The sequence below is a fragment of the Microbacterium sp. Y-01 genome, from assembly GCF_003856715.1.
Lineage (GTDB): Bacteria > Actinomycetota > Actinomycetes > Actinomycetales > Microbacteriaceae > Microbacterium > Microbacterium algeriense.
In genome coordinates this window covers 3,541,877-3,557,566 of the sequence record NZ_CP024170.1, presented here as the reverse complement: position 1 = coordinate 3,557,566, position 15,690 = coordinate 3,541,877, and the positions used below count along the sequence as shown (strand labels likewise).

Sequence of the window (15,690 nt, the reverse complement as noted above, 5' to 3'; positions counted from 1 at the left end):
TATGCGTGACGCATACCGGGCCTTTCGTGTGTCGGGGTCAGGCGCTGAGGATGACCGTCTCCGCGATCGGGCGGCGCACGCGCGGGGCGACCTCGCGCTGCTGCAGGACCTCGGGCAGGGCCTCGATGTCGCCGAACTCGCCGACGGCGAAGACCGTGACGGGGACGAAGCGCGGTTCGAGGTCGGCGAACTCGCGGACGACCTCCGGGTCGAAGCCGCTCATCTGGTGCACGAGCAGCCCGTCGTGGTGGGCCTGAACGGAGAAGTGCGCGACCGCCTGGCCGAGGTCGTAGAGGGCGTGGGTGAGCGGGGTGCCGTCGGCCGTCTCGGTCTCGGCGATCGCGACGACGAGGACGGCGGCGTTTCCGGCCCAGGCCTGGTTGAAGCCCATCAGCGCGTCGACGACCTGCGCGTGCAGCGCGGTGCCGCGACGGGCGACGATGAAGCGCCAGGGCTGGGTGTTGTTGGCGGACGGGCTCCAGCGGGCGGCCTCGAGCGCGGTGGCGAGCTTGGCCTCGTCGATCGTGTTCTGCGCGTCGAAGGCGCGGGGGCTCCAGCGGCCGGCGAGGACGTCGAGGACGGGGTGCTCGGTCGGTGCGGTGCGGTCGATGACGGGAGTGCTCACGGAAGTGCCTTTCAGACGGGATGGATCGGACTCCGTCGTCCGGGTACATCCCGAGGAAACAGATGCATGTGCATGCATATTCCCGATGTTCCTGCTGGATGCCGGCGTTCCGCCTCGGCTCAGACCGGCAGGTTCCGGGTGGCGGCGTCCGCGAGGGCACTGCGCACCGCGCGGATCGACGGCGCCGCGGCCGACACCCGTCGCGCGGACGAGAAGATCTCGCGCCGAGGCTCGTGCGGGAGGGGCGACAGGTCCACGGTCGGGGTGTCGCCGGCCCACACGAGCTCGGGCAGCAGGCCAACGGCCAGTCCCGCGTGGATCAGTCGCACGTGCGCCGTGAGGTCCGCGATCTCGAACCGCACATCGGGCTCGAACCCCGCGGTGCGGCACAGCTGCTCGGCCCACGCGCGGGAGGCCGTGCCCGCCGGTTCGAGGACCCAGGGCTCCCCGCGGGTGGACCACAGCGCGGCGACGGCGTCGACGTGCGACGCGGATCCCGGGTGTCGGGCGAGGGCGATCGCGTCGTGGGCGAGCACGACCCGGTCGAGATCCGCGTGGATGGGGCGCGTGTGTCCGGGGTACTGCTCCGCGAGGATGAGGTCGAAGTCGCGACTGGACACCCCGACCAGCCCCGACTCGGGGTCGCGCTCGGTGACCTCGACGCGCAGGGCGGGGTGCCGCTCGCCCAGGGCGGCGAGCGCTCGGGGGAGCAGTGAGTGCGCCGTCGACTGGAACACCGCGACGCGTACGGTTCCGGTGACCTCGGTGAGCGACTCGGCGACGGCGACCTCGGCGTGCTCGAGCTGGTCGAGGATGCCGATCGCCTCGGCCACGAGCACGGTGCCCTGAGGCGTGAGCTGCACGCCACGGCCCACGCGGCGCAGCAGCGGCACCCCGACGTCGCGCTCCAGGGCGCTCAGCTGCTGCGACACCGAGGCCTTGCTGTAGGAGAGCGCGTCGGCCACGGCGGAGAGGGTGCCGCGGCGTGAGAGCTCCACGAGCATCCGCAGTCGGTTGACGTCCAGCACGCCCGCTCCATTCGTTCAGCGTGACTGAACAGAATTCACGCAAATCGGTTGATAGACGGAGCCTACCGAGCGGCTGGACAATGATCCAGCCGCACACGACACCCGGGTGTGCGACGCCGAGGAAGGTACCCGCCCCATGTCTGTCATCGATGACACCACTCCCCGCACCGAAGAGGTCGCCGCGCTCGTGCAGCGGTGGCTCGCCGAGAGCGAGACCCACCCCGTCGAGCCGGCCGCCCAGCGGCTGTCCGAGGTGCTGAAGGACCCGAACGGACTCGCGTTCACGGTCGGCTTCGTCGACGGCGTCATGCGCCCGGAGGACCTGCGGGTCGCCGGACGCAAGCTCGCCGAGCTGAGCGACATCACCCCGTCGCTGCTCCCCGGCTACCTGCGCGCCGCGATCAAGACGGGTGGCTTCTGGGCGCCGAAGCTCCCCGGTGTCGTCGTGCCGATCTCCCGCCGCGTGCTGCGCGCCATGGTCGGGCACCTCGTGCTCGACGCCACGCCGTCCAAGCTCGGACCCGCCATCGCGAAGCTGCGCAAGAGCGGCAACCGCCTCAACCTCAACCTGCTCGGCGAGGCCGTGCTCGGCGAGCGCGAAGCCGGACACCGTCTGCAGGGCACCCGCGACTTCCTCGCCCGCGACGACGTCGACTACGTCTCGATCAAGGTCTCCAGCGTCGTCAGCCAGCTGTCGATGTGGTCGTTCGACGAGGCCGTGGCAGACGTCGTGGAGAAGCTCACCCCGCTCTACGAGCTCGCCGCGCGTGCCGAGGCCAAGCACCCTTCGACAGGCTCAGGGACCCAGAAGTTCATCAACCTCGACATGGAGGAGTACCGCGACCTCGATCTCACGATCGCGGCCTTCACGAGCATCCTCGACCAGCCGGGGCTGGAGAACCTCGAGGCCGGCATCGTGCTGCAGGCCTACCTGCCGGACGCTCTCGGCGCGATGCAGCACCTGCAGGAGTGGGCGGCCGCCCGCCGCGCCAAGGGTGGGGCGCCGATCAAAGTGCGCGTCGTCAAGGGCGCGAACCTCGCGATGGAGGAGGTCGACGCCGCGATCCACGGCTGGCCGCTCGCGACCTACGGCACTAAGCAGGACTCCGACACCAACTACAAGCGCGTGCTCGACTGGGCCATGACGCCGGAGCGCCTGGACGCCGTGCGCATCGGCATCGCCGGCCACAACCTGTTCGACATCGCCTACACCTGGCTGCTCGCGAAGTCCCGTGGCGTCACCGAGGCTGTCGAGTACGAGATGCTGCTCGGGATGGCGACAGGGCAGGCTGAGGCGGTCCGCAAGGACGTCGGCCGCCTGCTGCTCTACACGCCGGTGGTGAACCCGGCCGAGTTCGACGTCGCGATCGCGTACCTGGTCCGCCGGCTCGAAGAGAACGCCAGCCCGGAGAACTTCATGTCGGCGGTGTTCGAGCTGGCCTCGAACCCGACGCTGCTCACCCGGGAGCGGGAGCGCTTCGAGCGTTCGCTGGCCGCCCTCGCGACCGACGAGCCGCAGTACGTCCCGGCCGCCCACCGGGTGCAGGACCGGACCGCGGAGGCTCTCCCCGATGCGACCACCGGCTTCGCGAATCAGGCCGACACCGATCCGGCCATCGCGGCGAACCGCGCCTGGGGTCGCGAGATCCTCAGCCGTTCGGTGGGGTCGACGCTGGGCCTCGACAGCATCGCGCTGGCCAAGGTGGAGACCGCCGACGAACTCGACGGGATCTTCGCGGCGGCGACGGCGGCCGCGGAGAAGTGGGCGGCCCTGCCCGCCGCCGAGCGCGCCGCCGTGCTGCACCGCGCCGGGGACGAGCTGGCCGCCCGACGCGGTGAGCTCATCGAGATCATGGCGCACGAGGCGGGCAAGACCATCGCCGAGGCCGACCCCGAGATCAGCGAGGCCATCGACTTCGCGCACTACTACGCCGAGCGGGCGAAGGACCTCGAGACCGTCTCCGGCGCCGAGTTCGTGCCGTCGAAGGTGACCGTGGTCACACCGCCGTGGAACTTCCCGGTCGCCATCCCCGCGGGCGGTGTGCTCGCCGGGCTCGCGTCCGGATCGGCCGTCATCATCAAGCCCGCCAAGCTCACCCAGCGCTGCGGTGCGGTGATGATCGAGGCGCTGTGGGCCGCCGGCGTGCCGCGCGACCTGCTCGCGCTTGTCGATCTCGCCTCGCGCGACCTGGGGACGCGGCTGGTCGCGAACCCGTCGGTCGACCGGGTGATCCTGACGGGCGCGTACGAGACGGCGCAGCTGTTCCGCTCGTTCCGACCCGACCTGCCGCTGCTCGCGGAGACCAGCGGCAAGAACGCGATCATCGTGACCCCGTCGGCCGACCTCGACCTGGCGGCGGCGGATGTCGCCCGCAGCGCCTTCGGCCACGCGGGGCAGAAGTGCTCGGCCGCGTCGCTCGCGATCCTCGTCGGCTCCGTCGCCGACTCGAAGCGGTTCGAACGGCAGCTGGTCGATGCCGTGACCTCGATGCGCGTCGGCCTGCCCGATGACCCTGCCACGCAGATGGGTCCGATCATCGAGCCCGCGAACGGCAAGCTGCTCACCGCGCTGACGAAGCTCGAGAAGGGCGAGCGCTGGCTGGTCGAGCCCCGCAAGCTCGACGACGAAGGCAAGCAGTGGACGCCCGGCGTGAAGACCGGCGTGCGCGAGGGGTCGTACTTCCACCTCACGGAGTTCTTCGGCCCGGTGCTCGGCATCATGCACGCCAAGGACCTGGATGAGGCCCTGCGCCTGCAGAACGCGGTCGACTACGGCCTCACCGCCGGCATCCACTCGCTCGACTCCGAGGAGGTCGCCACCTGGCTCGACCGCGTCGAGGCGGGCAACCTGTACGTGAACCGCGGCATCACCGGCGCGATCGTGCAGCGTCAGCCGTTCGGTGGATGGAAGCGCTCGGCCGTCGGCGCCGGGGCCAAGGCCGGTGGCCCGAACTACCTCTTCGGTCTCGGCGAGTGGACGCGCGCCGAGCTGCCGGCCGCGGCTCCGGGGGCGGCTGTCGTCCCCGCCGTTCGAGCACTGCTGGAGGCGGCGTCCTCCGAGGTCGAGGCGGCCGAGGCGGAGTGGCTGCAGCGTGCTGCCGCATCCGACGAGCGTGCCTGGATCGACGAGTTCGGCGCCGTGAGCGACAAGTCCGGCCTCGGTGTGGAGCGCAACCTGTTCCGCTACCGTCCGGTCGCCGTCGACGTGCGGATCGCGGAGGACGCGCCCGTGGCGGACGGCATCCGCGTGCTGGCGGCCGCCCTCCGCAGCGGCAGTCCGTTCACGGTGTCGGCCCCGGCCCTGCCCTCGCGCGTCGAGAAGGCGCTGCGTGCTCAGGGCATCGCGGTCGCCCACGAGTCGGATGCCGCGTGGACCAAGCGCTACGCCAAGGCCGCGAACTCGTGGCAGCGCGTCCGTCTGATCGGTGGGGACGCGTCCGCCCTGCACGAGGCACTCGGGGGCAGCCCTGACGTCGCGGTGTGGCCGCACGCCGTGACCGGGGCCGGCCGCGTCGAGATGCTGCCGTTCCTGCACGAGCAGGCCGTGTCGATCACGAACCACCGCTTCGGCAATCCCACCACTCTGGCCGACGGCGTGATCTGACCCGTCGGCCCTTCCGCCGACACCCCGGGTTCGCGCCGAGACCCCCTGTTTCCCACGCGGGAAGCAGGGGGTCTCGGCGCGAAGGCGGGGTCTCGCGGTAGGAAAGAGCGTCAGCCGCGCAGGGCCTCCGACAGCTTGACGCGGGAGCCCATGCGCAGGAGCGAGTTCTCGTAGATCTTCGCGCCGATGACGATCGCGGCCACGCAGCTCGCGAGCAGGATCACCAGGCTCAGCAGCGGCTCCCACCACTGCGCCTCGCCCACGAACAGGCGCATCGGCATGCCGACCGGGGCCGAGAACGGCACGTACGACATGATCGTCAGCACCAGCGGGTTGTCGTTGAAGATGATGACCAGGATGTACGGCGCCATGATCAGCATCGTGATCGGCGTCGTCGTGGAGCCGATGTCCTCCTGGCGCGACACCATCGATGCCGCGGCCGCGAACATCGCCGCGAGCAGGATGAAGCCGAACAGGAAGAACACCGCGAACCAGATGATCGGCGCGCCGAGGGTCGTGAGCACCTCGCGCTGACCCGTGACGATCAGACCGATCGTCGCCACCGCAGCGAGCGCGAGGATCTGCCCCATCGCGAGGACCGTGTTGCCGATCACCTTGCCCGCGAGGAGGGTGCGTGCCGGGATCGCCGACAGCAGCACCTCGACGACCCGGGTCTGCTTCTCCTCCACGATGCTCTGAGCGATCGTGCCGCCGAACGTCGCCGCAGCCATCATGAACACGAGCCCGAAGGCGATCGCGATGAAGTACCGCAGAAGCGGGTTGGTGGTCGCGGGCTCCAGGATGACGACCTCGGGTGAGATCGACAGGGCCGCGACCAGGGAGCTCGGGGCATCCTGCTTCGCGATGACCGTGTAGCCGGAGGGGCCGTCGCCGTCGAGGACAGCGGCGTCCACCTCACCGTCGCGCACAAGCTTCTCGGCCGCGGCCCGGTCGGGCACCTCGGTGACCTCGACGTCCGGGATGGCGGAGACGGCGGAGGCGGTCTCCGCGGTCGCGGCGATCGGCATGGCCTCGGTGTTCTTGCTGGCGAACCCGCCGAACAGGATGCCGGCGAGGGCGAGGACCAGCAGGATGCCGGTGGAGATCAGGAAGGCCTTGCTGCGCAGCTTCGAACCGATCTCGCGCTCGGCGACGAGCCAGATGCCGTTCCTGCTGACCTGGGTCCCCGGCCTCTGAGTCCCCGGCCTCTGGGTCCCTGAGCCTGTCGAAGGGGTCGAAGGGGTCGAGGTGCTCACTGGATGACCTCCTTGAAGATCTGGGCGAGGGACGGATGCTTGGGGGCGAAGCTGGCGACGTCGCCGCGCTGGACGGCGGACTGCAGCACGCGCTGGGCGGTCTCCGGCCCGTCGGCGTCGAAGAGCGCGTATCCGCCCTCGAAGTCGATGACGGTCACGCCGGGTTCCGTGCGCAGCCACCCCGCGTCGCCCGCGGACACCAGCTCGTAGCGGTCGCGGGCGTGCTCGGCACGCAGTGCGTCGCGGGAGCCGGCCGCGCGGATCGTGCCGCCGGCGAGGATCACCAGGTCGTCGCACAGCCGCTCGACCACGTCGAGCTGGTGGGAGGAGAACAGGATCGACGCGCCTTTGGCCGCGCTGGACTGCAGGACTCCGGCGACCACGTCCACCGCGAGGGGGTCCAGGCCGGAGAACGGCTCATCGAGGATGAGCACCTCGGGGTCGTGCACGAGCGACGCCGCGATCTGCGCGCGCTGCTGGTTGCCGAGCGAGAGCGACTCGATCGTGTCGTTCAGCCGCTCGCCCAGGCCGAGTTCGGTCAGCAGCGCGGTGGCGCGGTCCGTGGCGTCCGCCTTGCCGAAGCCGTGCAGGCGCGCGAGGTACACGATCTGCTCGAGCACCTTCATCTTCGGGTAGAGGCCCCGCTCTTCGGGCATGTAGCCGAAGCGGCGGCGGTCGGCGGCTGTCAGCGGTGCGCCGTCCAGGTCGACCCGTCCGGCGTCCGAGGACAGCAGTCCGAGCACGATGCGCATGGTGGTGGTCTTGCCGGCGCCGTTGCCGCCGACGAATCCCGTGAGCCGCCCGGGGGCGACCGTGAAGGACACGTCGTCGAGCACGCGCCGAGAGCCGTAGCTCTTGGTGATGCCGGAGAGTTCGAGCATTCCTGTCATGCCCTCACGCTACGGACCCCCGCCCTCCGCAACATCCCCCGCACGGCGGACCCCCCTCCCCCCTCCCCCCAACCGGCGCCGAGTGCACGGGTGGTCACCGAGTGCGCGGGATGCTCGCGCGCGGAAGCCGTGCACTCGACGCGAAGCCGTGCACTCGGCGGAATGGGAGGAGGGAGGGAGGAGGGGAGGAGGGGAGGGACGGGGGTCAGCGGGAGGTGTGGAGGACGGTGCGGACGAGGAGGCCGGCGACCAGTGCCCAGAAGGCGGCACTCACGCCGAGCACGGAGATGCCGGATGCTGCGACCAGGAACGTCACCACCGCGGGGAGGCGCTCGCCGGGGTCGTCGATGGCCTGCTGCACGGACGAGCCGAACGCGGCGAAGAGGGCGAGACCGGCCACGGCAGGGATCACGGCGACGGGTGCGAGCACCACCAGGGCGGCGAACGCGGCGGAGAAGCCTCCGAGCACGAGGTAGCTGACACCGGTCGAGGCCCCTGCGACCCAGCGACGCTTGGGGTCGGGGTCTGCGTCGGGGGAGGCCGCGAGCGCCGCACTGATCGCCGCGAGGTTGATGGCGTGCCCGCCGGCGGTCGCGCCGAGGGCCGTGCCGACGCCGGTCACCAGCATGGCCGGTCGCCAGGGCACTTCGTAGCCGAAGCTGCGCATGATCGCGATGCCCGGCACGTTCTGCGAGGCCATCGTCACGATGAACAGCGGAAGGGCGAGCCCCACGAGCGCGCCGACCGTGAACACCGGCGCCGTCAGCTCGAGGCGCGGAACCAGCAGCCCGGGATCGAACGGCGCGCGCTCCTGCGCGAGGGAGACGGCGACGACGGCCGCCGCCGCCACGAAGGCGAGCGGCACGGCCCAACGCGGGGCCAGGCGTGCGCACACCAGCCAGGTGAGCACGACGGGGATCACGCCCCAGGGATTCGCGACGATGCCGGTGATGGGCGCGAGGCAGAGCGGCAGCAGCACGCCGGCGAGCATCGCCTGGGCGATCGACGGGGGGATGCGCGCGATCAGAGCGCCCAGCGCCGGCCACAGCGCGGTGAGCAGGATCAGCGCGGCTGTCACGAGGAAGGCGCCGACCGCCGCCGGCCACCCGCCCTCGACGGTGCCGGTCGCGACGAGCAGGGCCGCGCCGGGCGTCGACCACGCCACGGTGATCGGCATGCGATACCGCCACGCGAGCACGACGCAGGCGAGTCCCATCGTGAGGGTCGCTGCGAGCAGGCCGCTGGCTGCCTGCGCCGCATCCGCACCCACCGCGTCGAGTCCGGTGAGCACCACCGCGAACGAGCTCGTGAACCCGACCAGAGCGGTCACCACGCCCGCCAGGATCGGACGGGAGAGCGGAGCGGCAGCGGGCATGGCTCCGAGGTTATCGCGGAGGTCGGCCGGGATTCTCGGCGAGACCCAAGCGGTGGGCGAGGACGACCGCCTGCACGCGGTCGCGCGCGCCCAGCTTCTGCAGGATCCGCGACACGTGCGTCTTGACGGTCGCCTCGCCGATGAACAGCGCTCGCGCGATCTCAGCGTTGCTGCGGGCATCGGCGAGCAGCGCCAGCACGTCCGCCTCCCGGTCGGTGAGGGGTTCGATGAGTGCGCTCTCGCCCCGTTCCCGGGTGCGCGATGCGTGAGGAACGTCAGGGGAGGGGGCGGGGTTCGCGAACCGGGCGAGCACGCGGCGGGTCACCTCGGGGGCGAGCATCCCGTCGCCCGCGGCCAGGGCGCGGACGGCGGCGATCAGGTCCTCCGCTCCGGCGTTCTTGAGCAGGAAGCCGCTGGCTCCGGCGTCGAGCGCCTGGAACAGGTAGTCGTCGCGGTCGAAGGTGGTGACGATCGCAATGGCCGACCGCACGGTGGGATCCGCGACCAGGCGTCTGGTCGCCTCGATGCCGTCCATGTCCGGCATCTGGACGTCCATCGTGATGACGTCGGGACGGAGGGCGGACGCCTTCGTCACGGCCTCTGCTCCCGTCGAGGCCTCGCCGACCACCGCGATGTCGGGCTGGGTCTCGAGGATCGTGCGGAAACCGGCGCGCAGCAGCGCATGGTCGTCGACGAGCAGCACGCGGATGCGGGCGCTCACCGAGCCACGCCCGATCCGACCGGCAGCGGCACCCTCGCGCGCACGCGCAGGCCGCCGAGCGGACGCGGCGTGACCTCGAGCGTCCCCCCGGAGGCCGCGGCGCGCTCCCGCATCCCGAGTTGGCCCAGGCCGGGGCGCAGCTGCGCGATGCCGCGACCGGTGTTCACGACCTCGACCTCGACCCCGTCCGCGTCGTAGCGCACCCGGACGTCGGCGGTGGCTCCGGAGCCGGCGTGACGGCGCGCGTTCGTGAGCGACTCCTGAGCGATGCGATAGAGGTTCACGGCCACGAGGGACGGCACCTCCACGGCCTCGCCGATCACCGTGTACGCGGTCGGAAGGCCGGCCTCGGTCGATGCGTCGGCGAGCGCGGCGATGTCGTCGAGCGTGACGGTGGAAGCCGTGTCCGTCGTCTCGCCGCCGGGCGTCCGCAAAGTCTCCAGCAGCCGTCGCAGCTCCTGGATCGCGTCGCGCGCGGAGTTCTCGATGCCCGTGAGGATCTGCGCTGTCCGGGCGGGATCCTGCTCCAGGACCAGCCGAGCGGCGCCGGCCTGCACGCCCATCACCGACACGTGGTGGGCGACCACGTCGTGCAGCTCGCGCGCGATGCGCACCCGGTCCAGCGCCACCGCCTGCGCGGCGGTCACCTCGCGTTCGCGTTCCAATTCGGCCGTGCGCAGCTCGAGCACCGACCGCTGCTCCGCCGCCGCCCAGGAGCGCTCGCCGAAGTAGTACGCGCCGCCGAAGTAGAGGGCGTTCAGCAGGATCTGGATCAGCATGAAGGCGACGTAAGGCGACATGGCGCCCGCGACGACGTCGGCCTTGTCGGCCTCGCTGATCGCATCGCGGTACATCGTGATGATCAGCCACACGAACATGCCGATGATGATCGCGACCCGCACGATCAGGGCGCGGCGCCGGTCGTTCATCCAGGCGCCGACCGTGTACAGGGCGATGAACATGGCGATGTTGCCGACGTAGATCTCCGGCACGCGGATCGTCACGGCTGTGAAGTATGCGAGCGAGACGACGACCGCGACGGTGCCGGGCCAGCGGCGACGGAAGGCGAGGGGACCGGCGACCACGACCGCGTAGACGAGTGCGGTCCACAGCTCGGCCTGCTCGTCGCCGTAGATCTGCGCGATCGACGAGAGCGCCGCGCTGAGGACGGCCCCGACGAACAGCACGAGCGCGAGGAGCAGGTCGCCGCGGCGGTCGCGCTCCGTCGGCGTGCGGGTGAACGGGGCGGACATCCCTCCACCGTACGGCGGGGTCCGAGCCGCGCGCATCCCCCGAGGGGCGGATGCGGGAGCGTCCGGATGCCGCCGATCTGTCAGGATCAGATGTGACCTCCTCGCCGCGCCCGCGCCTGGCTCCCCTGTACCTCGCCGGATTCACGACCGCTTTCGGAGCACACGGCATCGCCGCGGCGCTCGGCGCCGAGACCGAGGACATCGGGTGGACGCTGCTCGCCTTCGGCTTCACCCTCGCGCTGTACGACCTCGCCGAGGTGCTGCTGAAGCCGCTGTTCGGCGCGCTCAGCGACCGGGTCGGGGTGCGCCCGGTGATCGTGGGCGGGCTGCTCGCCTTCGCGGCGTTCTCGATGCTCGGAGCCCTCGCCCCGGGGATGCTGGGACTCGTCATCGCGCGGTTCGGACAGGGCGCAGCCGCCTCGGCCTTCTCTCCCGCCTCCTCGGCGGCGGTGGCGCGGCTGACCGACGACTCCACGCGCGGCCGCTACTTCGGCCGCTACGGCTCCTGGAAGAGCCTCGGCTACGCGCTCGGTCCGCTCCTCGGGGCCGTGCTCGTGGTGTGGGGAGGCATCCCCGCGCTGTTCTGGGCGCTGGCTGTGCTCGGTCTCGGCGCCGCGGCCTGGGTGGCGTTCGCGGTTCCGGCCGTGCCCGTGCTGCCGCGCAAGCGCGTGACCCTGGTCGACCTGGGTCACGAGCTGCTCGCCCCGGGGTTCCTGGTGCCCACGCTCGTGCTCGCGGCGACGACGGGCGCGCTCGCCGTGGCGGTCGGCTTCCTTCCCCTGATCGGCAGACAGGAAGGACTCGGGACCGTCGGCAGCATGGCGATCGTCACCGTCCTGGCCGTGGTGTCGAGCGCGGTGCAGCCGCTCATGGGCGCCTGGCACGATCGCGGGCGCGTCTCGGTGCGGCTCGGCTCCGTCGGCGGTCTGCTCCTGATCGCGGTGGGCGTCGCGCTCGCGGCAATGTGGACGATGCCGCTCGTCCTTATCGCGACCGCCGTCCTCGTCGGGGCCGGGGTAGGCGCGGCGACGCCGGTCGCCTTCTCGCACCTCGCCGCATCGACACCGCCGGAGCGGATGGGGCGCACGATGGGCAGCGCCGAACTCGGTCGAGAGCTGGGAGACGCGGGCGGTCCTCTCGTCGCCGGAGCCGTGGCCACGGCCACCGTCCCGGGCGTCGGCCTCGGCGTCGTCGCGGCGCTCACCGCCGGTGCCGGCGCGCTGGCCCTTTTCGGGCTGCGCTCGAGGTCGGGCACGGAAGTCTGACTCGCGTACTTGCTATTGACAAGCCTGCTTGTTTTTTGCAAGCTTACTTCGACGGTGATAACCCGTCACCACATCGACAGAGGAGTCATCGTGACCAAGGTCTTCGTCAACCTGCCCACCAGCGATCTCGAGCGAGCCAAGTCGTTCTACACGGCGCTCGGCTGTGAGATCAGCCCCCAGTTCACCGACGAGAACGCCGCGTGCATCGTCTGGTCGCAGGATATCTACTTCATGGTGCTCAAGCGCGAGTTCTTCGCGACGTTCACCGACAAGCCGATCGCCGACCCGCACGAGGTCGCGCAGGTCTCGGTAGCCTTCAGTCGAGACTCCCGCGAGGAGGTCGACGCGATCCTGGAGAAGGGTCTCGCCGCCGGAGGAGCGGAGCCCAAGCCGGCGCAGGACTACGGTTTCATGTACTCGCGCGACCTCGACGACCCCGACGGCAACTCGCTGGGCTTCCTCTACATGACGCCCGAAGCGGTCGAGAACGGTCCGGACCACGTGGCGGACCACGCGGCTTCGGCCTGACATGGCGGCGCGCAGCTACGGCCAGTACTGCGGCGTGACGACGGCCGTCGAGCTGATCGGGGAGCGGTGGGCGCTGCTCATCGTCCGCGATCTGCTCGTCGGGCCCCGTCGCTACACCGACCTCAAGCAGGGGCTGCCGCGCATCCCGACCAACATCCTTTCCACGCGCCTGAAGGAGCTGCAGGAGGGCGGCGTCGTCCGACGGGTTCCGCTGTTGAACTGCGGCCTCGTGTACGAGCTCACCCCGTACGGGCGGTCGTTCGAGCCCATCATGCTGGCGCTCGGACGCTGGGGTTTTCAGGCGATGGGAGATCCGGAGGAGGGCGACGTCGTCACGCCCGACTCCCTCACCATGGCGCTGCGCACGGCGTTCCAGCCGGATGCGGCCGAGGACGCCGAGTACGAACTGCACGTGGGTGACGTCGCGCTGCGCGCCTCGGTGCGCGAGGGAGAGTTGTCGGTCGCGCAGCTCGCGCCGCCCGCGCCGCCCGTCGGTGGGCGCCTTCCCGACGGCGACCCCGATGCCGTGATCGTCGCGGGTCCCGGCATCCGACGGCTGATCGGCGGCGAGATCACTCCCGGCGAGGCGGTGGCGCAGGATGTCGTCGCCGTCGTCCGCGGCGAGGCATCCTGGCTCGATGCCTTCGCGGCGACCTTCCACATCGCGCGGATGCACGCGGAACTGCACGTCTGATCTTCATGACCACCATGCAAAGGAGCAGGACATGAACACGAACCCCGCACAGGACACGGCACAGGGTCGCATCCTGATCGACCTCTTCCTGAGCCTCGACGGCGTCGCCCAGGGGCCGGGTGGCACCGACGAAGACACCTCCGGGGGCTTCCGCTTCAGCGGGTGGCAGGCCGGCTACCCCTCGCCCGGCACCGGGCCGCAGGTCGAAGCGGGGATGCGCGGACTCGACGCGCTGTTGCTCGGCCGCCGCACGTACGACATCTTCGCCTCGTACTGGCCGCTTCACACCGAGGGGGAGTCCGGCGACATCGGAACCCTGTTCAATCGGGTGCCGAAATACGTGGCGACCCGCGACGCCGACATCGCGCTCGACTGGGCGGGCAGCACGCGGGTCGGCGGCAACCTTGCGGCGGAGATCGCCGAACTGCGGGCGACCCACCGTGAGGTGCACGTGATCGGTAGCCTCGATCTCGTGCACACGCTCCTCGCGGAGGGGCTGTTCGACGAGCTGAACCTCTGGGTGTACCCGCTGCTGCTCGGCGCGGGGAAGAAGGTGTTCGACGACGGCGCGCTGCCCGCCGTGCTGCGGCTGCTCGAGCCCGCCGTCACGGACGACGCGGGCGTCACCTTCCTCCGCTACGGCCGGACGGAACGGGTGCCGGAGGTCGGCACGTTCGGGTGAACGGGCTCAGCCGAGCAGCCGCTCGATCACCTGGGCCACGCCGTCCTCATCGTTGGTGCCGCCGACCTCGTCGGCCGCGTCCGCGACCTCGGGGCCGGCGTGTCCCATCGCGACGCCATGCCCCGCCCAGCGCAGCATCTCGACGTCGTTGAGCGCGTCACCGAAGGCGACGACGTCTGCGCGGTCGATCCCGAGGTGCGCACACAGCCGCGCCAGGCCGGTCGCCTTGGTGACGCCCTCGGCCATGACCTCGACGAACGGGGCTCCGGAGAGAGTCGCCTCGAAGCCGGTGAGCCCGAGCGAGCGCAGCGTGTCGAACAGGGCGACGGGCGCGAGCTCGGGATGCCGGATCACGAGCTTCAGGCTGGGCGCGGCGAGCACCTGCTCCAGGGGCACTCCGCCCATCGTCGCGGGGTCGCGCTTGTGGTCGGACAGGGCTGCGATCGCGGCGTACCCCTCCTGGGCGACGAAGCTCTCCCCGCCCTCCCGCACACTCGCGAACAGCAGGCCGGGAATGCTCGCGCCGAGCGCCTCGGCCAGCGCGCGGATCGTGTCGGACGGGAGTTCCTCGGCGAACAGCATCCGCCCGTCATCGAGGTGCACCGCATAGGCGCCGTTGCTGCACAGCGCCCAGCCGTCGAATCCCGCATCGGCCGCGAGCGTGCGCAGCCCGATGGGCTGGCGGGCCGTGACCGGGACGACGTGGATGCCGCGTTCCCGCGCAGCGTCGAGCGCGGCGCGGGTGCGGGGCGTGACCGCGGACGACGAGTCGAGCAGCGTGCCGTCGAGGTCGGTCGCGATCAGCCGCATGGGATGCGCCCCTGAGCCTGTCATGGAATGGGTCCCTGAGCCTGCCATGGAATGGGTCCCTGAGCCTGTCATGGAATGGGTCCCTGAGCCTGTCGAAGGGTTAGGAGAAGATCATCGGGAGATCGTCGTCGACCTCGGCGCCGCCGAAGTCCAGGTCGACCACCACGGGCACGTGGTCGCTGGGCTGCTCGCCCTTGCGCTCGTTCCGGTGGATCGACGCTCCGGTGACCGCGTCGGCCAGCGTCTTCGACCCGAGGATGAAGTCGATGCGGATGCCCTCGTTGCGCGGGAACTTCAGGCGCTGGTAGTCCCAGTACGTGAAGCCCTCGGGCAGGAGCGGGCGCACGACATCGGTGAGACCCGCGTCCTGGAACGCGAAGAACGCGTCGCGCTCGGGAGGGGAGACGTGCGTCGAACGTCCGACCACGATGTCGGGGTCGCCGTTGTCATGGTCGAACGGGATGATGTTGAAGTCGCCGACCAGAGCGAGCGGGAGCTCGGGGTTCGCCGACAGCTCGGCAGCGGTCGACTTCTTCAGCTGCTCCAGCCAGTGCAGCTTGTACAGGTAGTGCGGGTCGTCGAGCGAGCGGCCGTTCGGCACGTACAGGCTCCACACCCGGACGCCGTCGACCATGACCCCCAACGCCCGCGCCTCGAGCGGGGCATCCGGCCCCTCGTGACCCTTCGCGAACCCCGGCATTCCGTCGAACGCGGTCCGCACGTCGGTGATGGGCAGGCGGCTCGCGATAGCGACACCGTTCCACTGGTTCAGGCCGTGCACCTCGACGTGGTACCCGGCCTCCTCGAACGGCGCATACGGGAACTGCTCCGGCTTGCATTTGATCTCCTGCATCGCCAGCACGTCGATGTCTTCACGGACGGCGAACTCGACGGTGCGGTTGACGCGGGTGCGGATGGAGTTGACGTTCCAGGTGGCCAAGCGCATGCGTCCAGCCTAG

Annotated in this window: 14 protein-coding genes; 5 read left to right on the top strand and 9 right to left on the bottom strand. The window is 70.9% G+C overall.

The window, feature by feature from the left end:
- Positions 1-37 precede the first annotated feature (37 nt).
- Together CSX12_RS17115 and CSX12_RS17110 are read right to left on the bottom strand one after the other, a co-directional pair.
- Positions 38-625 (bottom strand): nitroreductase family protein, encoded by a 588-nt coding sequence (locus tag CSX12_RS17115; RefSeq protein ID WP_124896587.1) that lies wholly within the window; start codon positions 623-625, stop codon positions 38-40.
- Positions 626-744: 119 nt separating this feature from the next.
- The gene (locus tag CSX12_RS17110) at positions 745-1,653 is read right to left on the bottom strand and encodes a LysR substrate-binding domain-containing protein (RefSeq protein ID WP_017203461.1); all 909 of its coding nucleotides are present in this window, start codon (positions 1,651-1,653) and stop codon (positions 745-747) included.
- 136 nt (positions 1,654-1,789) lie between these two features.
- Here CSX12_RS17110 and CSX12_RS17105 point away from each other — a divergent pair, with 136 nt between their 5' ends.
- On the top strand, positions 1,790-5,257 hold the full coding sequence (locus CSX12_RS17105; RefSeq protein WP_124896586.1) for a bifunctional proline dehydrogenase/L-glutamate gamma-semialdehyde dehydrogenase: 3,468 nt from the start codon (positions 1,790-1,792) through the stop codon (positions 5,255-5,257).
- A 110-nt stretch (positions 5,258-5,367) separates the two neighbouring features.
- On the opposite strand, the gene CSX12_RS17100 is transcribed toward CSX12_RS17105, so the two are convergent.
- The 5 genes from CSX12_RS17100 to CSX12_RS17080 form a co-directional block, all read right to left on the bottom strand.
- Entirely contained in the window at positions 5,368-6,420 is a 1,053-nt protein-coding gene (locus CSX12_RS17100; RefSeq protein ID WP_124896965.1) for an ABC transporter permease, read from the bottom strand.
- Positions 6,421-6,509: 89 nt separating this feature from the next.
- A complete protein-coding gene (locus tag CSX12_RS17095) occupies positions 6,510-7,394 on the bottom strand; it encodes an ATP-binding cassette domain-containing protein (RefSeq protein WP_017203458.1) in 885 nt (294 codons plus the stop codon).
- A 214-nt stretch (positions 7,395-7,608) separates the two neighbouring features.
- Entirely contained in the window at positions 7,609-8,778 is a 1,170-nt protein-coding gene (locus tag CSX12_RS17090; protein WP_124896585.1) for a benzoate/H(+) symporter BenE family transporter, read from the bottom strand.
- 10 nt (positions 8,779-8,788) lie between these two features.
- The gene (locus CSX12_RS17085) at positions 8,789-9,499 is read right to left on the bottom strand and encodes a response regulator transcription factor (RefSeq protein ID WP_124896584.1); all 711 of its coding nucleotides are present in this window, start codon (positions 9,497-9,499) and stop codon (positions 8,789-8,791) included.
- Positions 9,496-10,752, bottom strand: coding sequence for a sensor histidine kinase (locus CSX12_RS17080; RefSeq protein WP_124896583.1), 1,257 nt, complete (start codon positions 10,750-10,752; stop codon positions 9,496-9,498). Before CSX12_RS17080 ends, CSX12_RS17085 begins: the two co-directional genes overlap by 4 nt.
- Positions 10,753-10,844: 92 nt before the next feature.
- Here CSX12_RS17080 and CSX12_RS17075 point away from each other — a divergent pair, with 92 nt between their 5' ends.
- The 4 genes from CSX12_RS17075 (at position 10,845) to CSX12_RS17060 (ending at position 13,921) form a co-directional block, all read left to right on the top strand.
- Positions 10,845-12,017: an MFS transporter gene (locus CSX12_RS17075; RefSeq protein WP_241160502.1), complete on the top strand. Its 1,173-nt coding sequence runs from the start codon at positions 10,845-10,847 to the stop codon at positions 12,015-12,017.
- Positions 12,018-12,104: 87 nt separating this feature from the next.
- A complete protein-coding gene (locus CSX12_RS17070; RefSeq protein ID WP_124896964.1) occupies positions 12,105-12,545 on the top strand; it encodes a VOC family protein in 441 nt (146 codons plus the stop codon).
- Position 12,546: 1 nt separating this feature from the next.
- Complete coding sequence (locus tag CSX12_RS17065; protein ID WP_124896581.1) at positions 12,547-13,239, top strand: helix-turn-helix domain-containing protein; 693 nt, start codon at positions 12,547-12,549, stop codon at positions 13,237-13,239.
- Between the two features lie 31 nt (positions 13,240-13,270).
- Positions 13,271-13,921, top strand: a complete 651-nt coding sequence (locus CSX12_RS17060; RefSeq protein ID WP_124896580.1) for a dihydrofolate reductase family protein — start codon at positions 13,271-13,273, stop codon at positions 13,919-13,921.
- Between the two features lie 6 nt (positions 13,922-13,927).
- Here the strand turns inward: CSX12_RS17060 and CSX12_RS17055 are convergent, their stop codons facing one another.
- Complete coding sequence (locus tag CSX12_RS17055) at positions 13,928-14,731, bottom strand: Cof-type HAD-IIB family hydrolase (RefSeq protein ID WP_124896579.1); 804 nt, start codon at positions 14,729-14,731, stop codon at positions 13,928-13,930.
- Between the two features lie 100 nt (positions 14,732-14,831).
- Positions 14,832-15,677, bottom strand: a complete 846-nt coding sequence (locus CSX12_RS17045) for an exodeoxyribonuclease III (protein WP_124896578.1) — start codon at positions 15,675-15,677, stop codon at positions 14,832-14,834.
- Positions 15,678-15,690: the final 13 nt, after the last annotated feature.

Excerpts from the sequence above, each read along its gene's own strand:
- CSX12_RS17105 (WP_124896586.1), top strand. The coding sequence starts at position 1,790 with ATGTCTGTCATCGATGACACCACTCCCCGCACCGAAGAGGTCGCCGCG.
- CSX12_RS17095 (WP_017203458.1), bottom strand. The coding sequence starts at position 7,394 with ATGCTCGAACTCTCCGGCATCACCAAGAGCTACGGCTCTCGGCGCGTG.
- CSX12_RS17090 (WP_124896585.1), bottom strand. The coding sequence starts at position 8,778 with ATGCCCGCTGCCGCTCCGCTCTCCCGTCCGATCCTGGCGGGCGTGGTG.
- CSX12_RS17080 (WP_124896583.1), bottom strand. The coding sequence starts at position 10,752 with ATGTCCGCCCCGTTCACCCGCACGCCGACGGAGCGCGACCGCCGCGGC.
- CSX12_RS17065 (WP_124896581.1), top strand. The coding sequence starts at position 12,547 with ATGGCGGCGCGCAGCTACGGCCAGTACTGCGGCGTGACGACGGCCGTC.
- CSX12_RS17060 (WP_124896580.1), top strand. The coding sequence starts at position 13,271 with ATGAACACGAACCCCGCACAGGACACGGCACAGGGTCGCATCCTGATC.
- CSX12_RS17055 (WP_124896579.1), bottom strand. The coding sequence starts at position 14,731 with ATGCGGCTGATCGCGACCGACCTCGACGGCACGCTGCTCGACTCGTCG.
- CSX12_RS17045 (WP_124896578.1), bottom strand. The coding sequence starts at position 15,677 with ATGCGCTTGGCCACCTGGAACGTCAACTCCATCCGCACCCGCGTCAAC.